We start from the raw sequence: 12,182 nt of genomic DNA on the forward strand, positions 1-12,182 counted from the left end.
GTTTTCGGTGCTCAGCGCACCGGAGTGCGCTTGCGCGCCGAAAACGCCGATCTGGGCCCGTCTCCTGTGCGGGTGACCGCCGCTCTGCGTAGTGCAGAGGTTGGCGGAAACCGCTGTAAGTCCTCACGGCTCCCGGCCGGGCGCGAGACCCACCGCTGCGATGAGCTCGCCCAGGCCGGGTTCCGTCGATTTGTCGGCGCTGCGCGCCGACTCGAACGGCCGCTCCCCGCGGATCCACGCGTCGGCGAGCGAGTCCGGCCCGTTCAGGAGCAGGTGCATCGCCGCCGTCAGCTCCAGGGGGCGCATGTCGAGGCGGAAGAGCTCGGAGAGGCTGAGCTGCAGGCCGGCGCTGATGGCGTGGACGCCGCGAATGGGCTCCATGAACGAGCGGCCCCCCACGCCCCGCGCCAGGAACGCGGCGCGCGCCTCGGGGTCCCGCAGCCTGGTCGCGCACTCTCCCGCGTCGAGCGAGTTCATTCCTCGACAGGAGAGCGGTCGAACCTCGTAGATCGAGCACCGCCCCGACCGCAGGAAGGGGCAAGGGTGGTCCGGCGAGAACCGCTCTGTCGACGGCAGGCTTCGTGTCCTCTCGTGGCACCCGGACACGTGCTGAGCCACGCGCGCGAGCTCCGCGTCGGACAGGGTCGACTTCAGGTGGTCGGCGATCGCGAGCGCCTCCGGCGGAGTGACCCCGACCGATTGATGGCAGCAGTGATCGCAGCCCGCCCTGCACGCCACCGCGCCATCGGGCGCGCGCGCCAGGAGCCCCGCAGCGAGCCGCGACGTGGCCGCCATCGCGTCCCGCGCCAGCTCGACCGCGCCGTCCACGCTCGGCTCCCCGCGCAGGGCGGAATACGCCGTGTTGGCCGCGGCCGCTGCGATGTCGTTCTGCCACGCCTCGCGGAACACCGGGGTCCTGAGCGCGACGCGCTCATGCCCGCTCGCGGGGTCGCGAAGGACGGTGAGATGCACGCGGCCCGCGCCGTCCTTGCGGGCGTCTCGACGGGCCTTCTTTCCTGATGCGAGGAACGGCTTGCCTTTCCTCTGACTCATGGTGGCCGGTTCCTGGAGGGTGGTTGCCGCCCGAGCGCACGAAGAACCCGTAGTTTATCACGCTGCCGAACCGTCCGCCAGACCTCTCCTCCTCTACGACCGTTACGATCGACGCCCTGCGACGCTTCGCTCTTGGAGGTAGTACCGACCGCCAGAAGTCTGGCCAGAGATCTGGAGAGAGTTCAACGCAAAGGCGCAAAGACGCAAAGGCGCAAAAAAAAAGAATAATTATCATGCATTTTTGCGTCCTTGCGTCTTTGCGCCTTTGCGTTGAACTCTCTCTCCTGTTGCCCGCGCGCGAGGCAGTTCCCTGGCAGGATCTCTGACCCGCGGTAGCCGTCAAGTCCCGCAGAACGTGTATTGCACGCGCTCGTCCAGCTGCGGGGGCTCGCTCAGATGCGCGCTCTCCGGCTGATCGTCGTACGGTCGCTCGAGCACCCGTACCAGCGTCTCGAACGGCTCGAAGTCGTCACGCAGAATGGCCGCCTGGATGAGCGCCTCGATCCGGTGATTGCGCGGGATGAACGCCGGGTTGACGAGCCGCATCGCGCTCGCGCGGGCCTCGGGCGTGATCTCCTCCCGGGCGAGCCGCCGGCGCCACGACTCGGCCCAGTCGCGGAAGGCGCCGGGCTCCGCGAACAGGGCGGCCACCTGCGCGTCGGCGACTGAATCGGCCGCTGAAGCGCACAGCCGGCGAAAGAAGACCGTGTAATCGACGCCGTTCGACGCGAGCCGCTCCAGCAGATCCGCGGCGAGCGCGAGATCTTCCTCCTCCTCGCGCGCGAGCCCCAGCTTGGCCCGCAGGACGCGCGCGTGGGCCGCGACGAAGAGCGCGGAGAAGCGCTCCACGCGCTCGGTCGCCACGCGGACGGCCTCCTCCTCGCCCTCGGCCAGGAGCGGCAGGAGCGCCTCGGCGAGCCGCGCCATGTTCCACTGCGCGATGCGCGGCTGATTCCCGAAGGCGTACCGGCCGCCCCGATCGATCGAGCTGAACTTCTTCGCGGGATCGTACTCGTCGAGGAACGCGCACGGCCCATAATCGATGGTCTCCCCGGAGATCGACGTGTTGTCGGTGTTCATCACGCCATGCACGAAGCCGACGCCGAGCCAGCGCGCGACAAGGGACGCCTGCGCGTCGACGACGCGCTCGAGCAGCGCCAGCGCGTCGTTGCCGCTGCCCATCGCCTCGGGGTAATGCCGGGCGAGCGCATAGGAAGCGAGCGTGGCCAGCGCGTCGCGGTCGTCCCGCGCGGCGAAGAACTGGAACGTGCCCACGCGGATGTGGCTCGCGGCCACGCGCGTGAGCACCGCGCCGGGGAGCACCTCCTCGCGATAGACCGGCTCGCCCGTCGTCACCGCGGCGAGCGCGCGCGTCGTCGGCACGCCGAGCGCCGCCATGGCCTCGCTCACGACGTACTCGCGCAGCACCGGCCCGAGCGCCGCGCGCCCGTCTCCGCCCCGCGAGAACGGCGTCCGCCCCGCGCCCTTGAGCTGGAGATCGCGCCGCTTGCCGTCCCTGCCCACGACCTCGCCGAGCAGGATGGCCCGCCCGTCCCCGAGCTGGTTGACGAAGCTGCCGAACTGGTGCCCCGCGTACGCGAGCGCGATCGGCTCCGCGCCCTCGGCCACCGTGTTGCCCGCAAGCACCTCCGCCCCCTCCGGCGAGGCGAGCTGCTCCGCGTCGAGCCCGAGCACCTCCGCGAGCGCGCGGTTCACCTTCACGACGCGCGGCGCGCGGACCCGCGCGGGGGAGACGCGCGCGTGGAAGCGGTCGGGAAGGCGGGCGTAGGTGTTGTCGAACGGGAGCTTCATCGGCGAACCTTACGCGCGGAGGTGCCGCCGCTCAAGCCGCCGGAAGAGCCCGCCGCCGGGCCGCGCCACGGCGCCGCGGGAGCGAGCGACGCCGAGCCGTTCGCGCGAGGGCGAGCGAACAGGCTCCTCGTCCTGTCGCATTCCCTCCTCAGTTCCCGGCGACGCGCAGGCGGAAAGAGTCGGTCTGGGTGAGATCGGCGAGCAGATCGAGGAGGGTATAGCCGTCGACAAGCAGGTTGACGCTGAGCCCGTCAACGTCACACCTGTCGCTCCCGTCTGGCTCCCGTCCCGTGGCAAAGGCGACCCACCGCTCGGAATAACGGCGCATGGCGGCCGGATCAGCGGCGAGCTCGTTCATCAGCTCGATGGGTGACGTGATCGTCTTGACGTTGTCGGCGCCAAAGGTGACGTCAGCGGTCCCGTCGATGGCCCCGCCGAGCGGATCGACGGTCTGCACCTTGCCGACGGCGTCGTACCTCTCGAGCACGAAGCCCGGCGGGTTGATGTGCGTGCCGTGGCATCCGGCGCACCCCGCGGGGGAGGTCAGCGCCTCGACGGCCTCACGCTCCGTGGAGAACGGCCCCGGAGGCCGCGGCGTCTCGCTCGCGCCGGGCACGGGCGCCAGGTCGATCCCGAGCAGCCTGTTGGCGACGAACGCGCCCCGAAGGATCGGGTTCGTGGCGTCGTAACGCGCGTAGGAGCTCAAGAACCCGACGCGGGTCAAGAACCCCGGCCGCTCGTTCGGATCGAGCTCCACCCGCGTCAGATCCGCGCCGTAATCGGCCGCGTCGAGCCCATAGAGCGGAGCGGTGTCCTGATTGACGTAACCGACGTTGCTCAGGAAGAGGTCCTTGAACGACCCGCCCTCGAACGCCACCTCCTCGAAGAGGGCGTCCATCTCTGCCATCATCGGAGCCACTGCGTCCGGGGAGTAGTCGGGGAAGCGGGTCGTGTCGTGGTCGGCCGCTCCCCAGCGCGAACCCGGGCGAATGTCCGCATAAGCACGATGGAACCGGGTCACGACCGGCGCCGTCTTTTCGCGGTCCAGGATCATCCGCTGCGCCTGCGCCAGGATCTGCTCCCTGGTGGCGAGCTGGCCAGCGTCGGCCGCGGCGTCCAGGATGTCATCTGGAATGGAATCCCACAGCAGGACCGAGAGCCTCGTCGCCACCTCGTGGCTGGAGAGCTTGATCGCGCTTCCTTCGGGCTCCTGCGCCAGCTCAGGGCGCATGATGAACGAGGGCGAAGCGAGGAAGGTGAGGAGGATGGCCTCGGCGATCTCTTCGGGCGTGCCCCGGGGCTCCACGGCGGTGAGCCGCAGGAAGCTCTGCACCTCTTCTTCGAGCAGAGGACGGCGGAAAGCCTTGCGACCGAAGGCGACAATCGTCTCTTCCAGGCACCTGGACGCCGCCGGATCGCAGGCGAGGAACCTGGGCTTGTTCGGCCCGCCCATCACCTCGGCGGCGATGTGTTCGGCGGCCGCGAGATAGCCGCTCCATGCGGGCTCTGTCATGTCCCCCTCGAAGTCGGGGACGAGGAGCGCAGATGGCGGGAGATTGCCGGCGCCCTCCAGCGCCGTCACGCCGAGCAGATCCCGCACCACCGCGTCGTACTGCCGGTTGAGCAGGCGCGGGATCTGGGACGTCACCGGGATGCTGGGCAAGCAGGAGTCCCCCCCTCCTACGCCGGATCCCCCTCCTACGCCGGATCCCCCCCCGACGCCGGCCGCGGTGCCGCTGCCGCCGCCGCTCTGATCCTCGCGGTCGGTGCCCTTGCCCAGGATCGTGATCCCGCACCCAGAGGCGACGAGCGAGAGCGCCGTGAAGCAGCAGAGCGAGGATACGGCGCGCCAGAGCCTCATGACAAAGCCTCCCGGCGTACAATTCCCGGGGGGCTTCCCCGCGATCACAATTTCGTCGCGCACGTCGACCCGGCGCCCGCGCCGATGCGGCCAGCGTGGGGCCTGCTCGGGCGCGCTTCGAAGGAGCGCCGGGTCAGGCGCTTCTTCCTGGTTCCTGGCGTATTCCCTCCTCAGTTTCCGCGGACGCGCAGACGGAACGAATCTGTCTGGGTAAGATCGGCGAGCAGGTCGAGAATCGTGTAACCGTCGGCAGACAGCTTGGCGTCGAGCTCATCGACGTCGCAGACGTCGTTCGGGTTCGGCTGCCGCCCGGTGGCGAAGGTGACCCACCGCTCGGCATAGTGGTGCTTGGCCGCCCGGGCGACGGCGAGCTCGTTCATCAGCTCGAGCGGTGTCTCGATCGTCTCGGTGATGTCCATGCCGACGTGGACGTCGGCGGTTCCATCGATGGGGCCGCCGAGCGGATCGGTGGTCTGCACCTGGCCGACGGCGTTGTATCTCTCGAGCACGAAGCCTGGCGGATTGATGTAAGGGACGTGGCACCCGGCGCACACCGCCGGGGAGGTCAGCGCCTCGACGCGCTGGCGTTGCGTTGTGTATTCGCCCGGAGGGGGCACCGGCTCCGCGACAGGCGGGGGCACCAGGCTGATCCCGAGCAGCCTCGAGATGAACGCGCCCCGGAGGATCGGGCTCGTGGCGGCGTAAGACGAGTACGAGCTCAAGAACCCGACGCGGGTCAAGAACCCAGGCCGCTCGGCCGGGTCGAGCTCCACCCGCGTCAGCTCCGCGCCATAATTCGCTGGATCGAGCCCATAGAGCGCCGCGGTGTCCTCGTTGACGAAAGCGACGTTGCTCAGGAAGAGGTCCTCGAAGGACCCCCCTTCGAACGCCACCTCCTCGAAGAGGGCGTCGATCTCCGCCATCATGGGAGCGACCGCGTCCGGGGAATAGTCGGGGTACAGGGTCGTGTCGTGATCGTGGATTCGCCAGTGCGAGATCGGACGAATCTCCGCATAATCACGATGGAAGGCGACCACGACCGGCGCCGTCTTCTCGCGGATCCGGATCATCCGCTGCGCCTGCGCCAGGATCTGCTCCCGGGTGGCGAGCTGGCCAGCGTCGGCCGCGGCGTTCAGGATGTCATCTGGAACGGAGTCCCAGAGCAGGAACGAGAGCCTCGCCGCCACTTCGTAGCTGGAGAGCTTGAGGGCGCTTCCCTCCGGCTCCTCTGCCAGCTCGGGGCGCAGGATGAACGAGGGCGAGGCGAGGAAGGTGAAGAGGATGGCCTCGGCGATCTCGTCGGGCGTGCCCTGGGGCTCCACCGCGGTGAGCCGCAGGAAGCTCTGCACCTCTTCTTCGAGCAGAGGACGACGGAAGGCCCTGCGACCGAAGTCGATGATCGTCTCTTCGAAGCACCCGGACACCGCCGGATCGCAGCTGACGAACCTGGACCTGTTCGGCCCGGCGATCACCTCGGCGGCGATCTGCTCGGCGACCGCGAGGTAGGCGTTCCATGCGACACCTGTCATGTCCCCCTCGAAGTCGGGGGCGAGCAGCGTCGACGGCGGGCCGTTGCCGGCGCTCGCCAGCGCCGTCACGCCAAGCAGATCCCGCACCGCCGCGTCGTACTCCCGGTTGAGCAGGCGCGGGATCTGGGACGTCGCCGGCACGCCGGGGAAACAGGGATCCCCCCCGCCGCTGCCCGGGCCCTCCCCGACGCTGACCGTGGTGCCGTGGCCAACGCCGCCGCCGCCGTCTCCACCGCTACCGCCGGTGTCGTCACCCACGATCGTGATCTCGCACCCAGCGACGATGAGCGAGAGCACCGAGAAGAAGCCGAGTGAAGGTACGGCTTTCAAAGGTGTCATGACAAAGCCTCCCGCCGTAGCAATCTCCGAGGCTCTCCCCCGGGATCACAATTTCGTCGCGCGTCGCTCCCTGCGGCCGGTGATCAGGCCGGTGATCAGAGCGAGAGGCCGGCGCCGACGCGGAGCGTCCACGTGACCGCGGGCACCTCGTGGATGAGCTGCGCGGGCTGCTCGAACATGAACGATCGCCGCACCAGCGGAAATTCCGGTCCACCTTGCGCGTCGATCCGCACGAGGGCCCCGAGCGAGGCGGTCACGCGCGCGAGGAGCCCGAGGCTGGCCCAGGGGACGGTGCCCTCGTCCACGTCGGAGATCGCCTTGCCGACCAGCCCGGTGCCGTGAAGGAAGCCGCCCTCCGCGCCCACGCAGGGCCCGAGCGAGAGCCGGCGTGCCGGGCGGAAGAGGTCCGCGCAGGCGTCGACCCGACCGATCCCGCGCACGAAGCGAGCGCCGCCCGGCCCCGCGTCGACCGCGCCGGTGGCGGCCACCTCGGCGGCGACGCGGAACGCCGCGCCGAGGCCCAGATCGGGGCGCAGCTCGACGAAGGGCCCCCCGCCGAGCAGCGCCTCGGGGGCGACCCCGGAGGCCGCGCTCCCCTGGACGCCGAGCGTCCACGGGCGCTGCTCCACGGGCGGCCGTCGCGGCCGCGGAGGGTGCGAGGCCCCCGCGACCGGCGGCGGCGGGCGGCTCGGCGCGGTCGCGGGGCGCGCGGCCGGCGCCGGTGGGGCCGGCGAGGCGGCGGGCGGCGGCGCGGGCAGCCGCGGCGAGCTCCCCGCGCCCGGCGCTGCGGCGGGCTCCGCGGCGGGCGGCGGGGCCGCGACGGGATCCACGGCCGGCGCTGGCGCCACGCCGGCATCCCGAGCTCCGCCAGCCTCCGGAGCCTCGGACGAGCGCGGCCCGACGGCCGGCGGTTGCGGATCGAGAGACGCGGTGGGGTCGACCCGGAGGGCCGTGATGAGCGCCAGGGCCGCGACGACCTCGCCGCACGTCGAGCCGTCGACCTCGCGGACGCGCGCGTCCTCGCCTTTGCCGAGCGTGATCCGGCCGCGGCTCCTGTCCGCGCTCGAGGTGATGCGCACCCGCACGTCGAGCGCCGCTTCGTCCGCCGCGGCGGCGCGGGCGAGGTCCGTGCGCGCGGTCACCTCGCGCAGGAACGCCGCGGCGTCGGGACAGCCGTCGTGCGCCTCGTACGCGATGCGCAGGCGCTGGATCTCCGCCCAGGCGTCACCCCCGGTCAGGGCGCCGGCGAGCACGACGACAGCTGCGAGCCAGCGCGGGTGGAGCACGGCACTCTCGAACGCACGCACGGCGCGGGAGGGTACACCGAGCCATCGTCCGCGGCGGCATTGCGGTCATCGCCGTGCGCATCTCGGGCTCGATCCCGGGCCATTTCGCCCCTCCGCGTGGCCCAGAGCCGCGAGGGCGCTCGGCGCATCCCCATCGCCGGCGCGCCACGGACACGTCCCATCGCACATTGGCACACCGCGAATCGATTCAGGCCAACATGAGCCGAACACCCTGGCGCAAACGAGGCATCTATCGGCGGAATGATTGATGATTTCCCTGGCACCGCCCGTGCGAGAGCGCACGGCCCGTGGAGGTGTTCATGGCACAGTTTCAGCGTACAGCGCTCGCGCTCATCGTCCCCGTCTCGTTGTCGATCGCCTGCTCGTCGTCGAGCGACGCGCCGCCGCACGAGCCGCTCCAGCTAGGCGAGGCGCCGGCGGCGATCTGCGGCGGCGGCGCGACCCGCGAGGGGGACGGCTCCGGCCGCGACCCGGTGGCGGGCGTGGGCGCGGGCACGGGCACGGGCGCGAGCGCGGGCGTGGGATCGAGCTCGAGCGGCGGCTCCGCGGACCCCAACACCGAGCCGCCGGGTGAGCCGCCCGTGGGCGGAGCGGGCAGCGGGGGTTCCGGGGACGGCAGCGGCGGCTCCGGGGGCGGATGCGCCGAAGGCGGGGCCGGCGGCGGTGGCGGCGACGGCACCGGCGGGTGCGGCGACGAGGGCGGCGGCAGCGGCTCGGCCGGCGGCGGCAGCGGCTCGGCCGGCGGCAGCAGCGGCTCGGCCGGCGGCGGCGGCAGCACAACGACGGGCAGCGGGGCCGGCAGCTCGCGGGACGCCGGGCCCCGGCTCGCGCCGCAGGCCAGCGGCGGCTCGTGCGCGGGGGTCAACCTCTCCACGCCGCTCACGCTGTACCTCTCGTCCGACGACTCCAACTCGATGGCGTCTCCGGTCATCGTCCGCCGCCAGATCGAGCGCGGCGCGCCGCTGATCGACCCCTATGTCATCCGCACACACGAGTTCCTGAATTACTACCGGTACTCGTTCGCCCCGGCCGAGCCGGGAGAGCTCTCGATCGTATCGCAGCTCGGATCCTGCGTTCTCACGGGCGATCTGGCGCTCCAGATCGCTGTGCAGTCGAGCCGGGCGCCCGCCGCGCGCGAGCCCATGACGATCACGCTCGTGCTCGACACGTCGGGATCGATGTCGGGAGAGCCGATCGAGCTCGAGCGGGCTGCTGTCCGGGCCATCGCGTCGACGCTCATCGAGGGCGACGTCGTGAACGCGGTCACGTGGAATACGGGGCAGAGCCCCGTGCTCGAGGGCCACGTCGTCTCGGGCCCCGACGACCCCGTCCTGCTCGAGGTCGCGAGCGCGATCGAGGCCGACGGAGGCACCGACCTGAACAGCGGCCTCGCCGCGGGGTACGCGCTCGCCAACGCGCACAGGGCAGTGGGCGGCATCAACCGCGTCGTGCTGATCAGCGATGGACAGGCCAACGCCGGGGTGACCGAGGAGCAGATCATCGGAGCGAACGCCGAGGACGCGGACGGAGAGGGCATCTACCTCGTCGGCGTCGGCGTCGGCGACGGCGTGAACGACACGCTCATGGACGTGGTCACCGACGCCGGCCGCGGCGCGTATGTCTATCTCGACAGCGCCGACGAGGCGCGGCGCGTCTTCGTCGACCGGTTCGCCGAGACGGTCCTCGTCGCCGCGCGCGACGTGAGGATCGAGCTCACGCTGCCCCCGTACTTCGGCATCCAGAAGTTCTATGGAGAGGAGTACTCGCCTGATCCGGCCAAGGTGCGCACGCAGCACCTCGCCCCGAGCGACTCGATGATGCTGTATCAGATCCTCCGCCCGTGCGACCCGTCGCTGCCGAGCGCGAGCGACCCGTATCGGGTCCGCGTCACCTGGCGCGACGCGACGACCGGTGAGGCGAAGGAGGCCGTGCAGCAAACCACGCTCGGAGGGCTCGGCATCGACGACGGCAACCTCACGAAGGCGGCGGCGATCATCGCGTATGCCGAGGCCCTGAAGCAGCTCGCCGAGCTCGGCCCCTTCGAACGCGCCAGCGCGCTCTCGGCCGCCCGGGAGACCGTCCTCGCCGCGAACACGACCGGCGCGGACGCCGATCTCCTCGAGATCGCCGCGACCCTCCAGAAGATGATCGACAACCAGGCACCGAGCCCCTGAGCGCTCCCGCCGAGGCGGGGCGCGCGGCGCCCCCTGGCCGCGATCAGCGGCGGCGCGACGGCAGCGCTTCGGCGAGGTAGGTGAGCAGCTCGCCCTCGTCGTCGCTGATCAGCCGGTCGACGCCGTCCTCGCGGTTATGGCGCCGGACCTGCAGCGCCCCGGCAGGGGTCTGCACCAGGACGGCAATGCGCTCGAAGCCGCGCACCGAGGCCGTCCGCAGCCGCAGCGTCGCCTCTTCGAACTTCGGATCGTTTCGCCCCGGGGCCGCGCGGATGTCGAGGAGCAGCGACATCGCCGTCCGATCCACCGGGGCGAGCGCCGCGGTGACCTCCCGACACTTCTGCTCGATCTGCTCGATGGAATCGAATGGCTGCGCGGACCGCGTGATCCTCACGAGCTTCGCCGTGTGATCGATGCCAACGACGAAGTGCGCGTTGCGCAGGACCTCCCTCATGAACGCCGCGCCCATGATAGCGTGGATCCATTGACGAGCCGAGCGGAAGCGCGCGGCGCGAGGTGCCCAATCATGTGAGCCGCTTCACCCAGCAAAGGACGAAGTCGCGGAACACCGCCACGTTCCGCGGCACGTGCCGCGCGCTGGGATAGACGAGGTACAGCGTCCCTGCGCGCTGCGACCACTCCGGCAGCACGTGGACGAGGCGGCCGCTCGCCAGCTCGGGCGCGGCGAGGACGCGCGGGAGCGGCCCGATACCGCCCCCCGCCCGGAGCAGCGAGCGGATGAGCTGGAAATCGTCGGTCGCGATGCGCCCGGTCGCCATCGCGTCGCGCACCGCGCGGGGGCCGTCGACGGGCTGCTGTCCGCGCCGGGCATTGGGGAGGAACACCACCCGCTCGTGGTCGGCGAGCTCCTCGAACGCGCGGGGCAGGCCGCGCCGCGCGAGGTACGCCGGCGCAGCGAAGAGCTGCACGTAGGAGTCGAGCAGCTTGCGCACGACAAGCGAGGAGTCCGGGAGCTCGGCCGTCGCCCGGAGCGCCACGTCGAAGCCCTCGCGCAAGAGGTCCACCCGCCGCGTGGACATGTCGACCTCGAGCGACAAGAGCGGATAACGCGCCCCGAACTCGACGAGCATCTCTCCGAGGAAAGACTCCCCACCATCCGGGGGAGCGCTCAGCCGTATCGTGCCCTGGGGCTGCCCTTGATAGGCGTCCAGCGCCTGCGCCGCGTCGCGGAGACCGGCGATGTGCGGCGCCACGTCGGCGAAGAAGCGACGGCCCGCCTCGGTCAGCGCCACGGCGCGCGGCGACCGCTGGAGGAGACGCACCTGGAGGCCGTCCTCGAGCCGCGTCACCGCCCGGCTCACCGTCGACTTCGGGACCCCGAGCTGCTCCGCCGCGGCGGTGAACGAGCCCAGCTCCGCCACCCGGGCGAACGCGGCGATCTCATCGAGCTGGGGCGCCCGGGCAGGGCGCGCCCGCGCTGCCGCGCGGGGGCTGGGCATGGTAGGACCTCACGAGGGGGAAACGGCGCCGGTCGGGGGGCTCTCGCCAGGTTGCGCCAGCGCAACGTTGAGTTGAGCCGTTGCACGATAGCACCGGGCGCCGCGAGGGCGCATTAGGAAAGGCACGGGCGCTCCGATCGGGAGAGCCCGCCACACCTCAGCGAGGCTCACCATGAACAACGTCAAGCGTTTCGCCCCCACCGCCGCCCGCATCCTGCAAGGGCTCGTGTTCTTCGTGTTCGGGCTCAACGGCTTCCTGCAGTTCCTGCCGCAGCCCCCGGCCCCCGAGGCCGCGGCCAGCTTCGCCGGCGCGCTCGCGGCGACGGGGTACATGTTCCCGCTCATCAAGGGGACCGAGGTCGTCGCAGGCGCGCTGTTGCTCTCGAACCGCTACGTGCCCCTCGCGCTCGCGCTCCTCGCGCCCGTCGTCGTGAACATCGTCGCCTTCCACACGTTCCTCGCGCCGGCGAACCCGGTCACAGGGCTCGTCCTCGCCCTCCAGCTCTACCTCGCCTTCGCGTACCGCGCCGCGTTCCGCCCGATGCTCGCCGCGCGCGTCGACGCGAGCGCCGGCGCGGAGCAGAGCAAGCTCCGGCCTGTCGAGAGCGCGGCTTGAGCGGCACGTCCGCGCCGGCCCGATCGGCGGC

At 71.3% G+C, this 12,182-nt stretch carries 9 protein-coding genes; 2 read left to right on the forward strand and 7 right to left on the reverse strand.

Annotation, left to right across the window (positions count from 1 at the left end; genetic code table 11):
* Positions 1-123: 123 nt before the first annotated feature.
* From WME95_RS30125 to WME95_RS30145, 5 genes are all read right to left on the reverse strand, one after another.
* Positions 124-1,053, reverse strand: a complete 930-nt coding sequence (locus WME95_RS30125) for a YkgJ family cysteine cluster protein (RefSeq protein ID WP_437902790.1) — start codon at positions 1,051-1,053, stop codon at positions 124-126.
* A gap of 339 nt (positions 1,054-1,392) precedes the next feature.
* Positions 1,393-2,865 (reverse strand): protein adenylyltransferase SelO, encoded by a 1,473-nt coding sequence (locus WME95_RS30130; RefSeq protein WP_437902791.1) that lies wholly within the window; start codon positions 2,863-2,865, stop codon positions 1,393-1,395.
* A 148-nt stretch (positions 2,866-3,013) separates the two neighbouring features.
* A complete protein-coding gene (locus WME95_RS30135) occupies positions 3,014-4,726 on the reverse strand; it encodes a DUF1592 domain-containing protein (protein WP_437902792.1) in 1,713 nt (570 codons plus the stop codon).
* A 170-nt stretch (positions 4,727-4,896) separates the two neighbouring features.
* On the reverse strand, positions 4,897-6,594 hold the full coding sequence (locus tag WME95_RS30140) for a DUF1592 domain-containing protein (protein WP_437902793.1): 1,698 nt from the start codon (positions 6,592-6,594) through the stop codon (positions 4,897-4,899).
* 95 nt (positions 6,595-6,689) lie between these two features.
* Complete coding sequence (locus WME95_RS30145; protein ID WP_437902794.1) at positions 6,690-7,880, reverse strand: hypothetical protein; 1,191 nt, start codon at positions 7,878-7,880, stop codon at positions 6,690-6,692.
* A 320-nt stretch (positions 7,881-8,200) separates the two neighbouring features.
* On the opposite strand from WME95_RS30145, the gene WME95_RS30150 reads away from it, so the two are divergent.
* Positions 8,201-10,075: a vWA domain-containing protein gene (locus WME95_RS30150; RefSeq protein WP_437902795.1), complete on the forward strand. Its 1,875-nt coding sequence runs from the start codon at positions 8,201-8,203 to the stop codon at positions 10,073-10,075.
* Between the two features lie 43 nt (positions 10,076-10,118).
* Here WME95_RS30150 and WME95_RS30155 read toward each other — a convergent pair whose 3' ends face one another.
* Complete coding sequence (locus WME95_RS30155; RefSeq protein ID WP_437902796.1) at positions 10,119-10,544, reverse strand: hypothetical protein; 426 nt, start codon at positions 10,542-10,544, stop codon at positions 10,119-10,121.
* A 55-nt stretch (positions 10,545-10,599) separates the two neighbouring features.
* Positions 10,600-11,535: a LysR substrate-binding domain-containing protein gene (locus tag WME95_RS30160; protein ID WP_437902797.1), complete on the reverse strand. Its 936-nt coding sequence runs from the start codon at positions 11,533-11,535 to the stop codon at positions 10,600-10,602.
* Between the two features lie 172 nt (positions 11,536-11,707).
* Here WME95_RS30160 and WME95_RS30165 point away from each other — a divergent pair, with 172 nt between their 5' ends.
* On the forward strand, positions 11,708-12,151 hold the full coding sequence (locus tag WME95_RS30165) for a DoxX family protein (protein ID WP_437542307.1): 444 nt from the start codon (positions 11,708-11,710) through the stop codon (positions 12,149-12,151).
* Positions 12,152-12,182: the final 31 nt, after the last annotated feature.

The organism is Sorangium sp. So ce327, from assembly GCF_051530205.1.
Classification (GTDB): domain Bacteria; phylum Myxococcota_A; class Polyangia; order Polyangiales; family Polyangiaceae; genus Sorangium; species Sorangium cellulosum_B.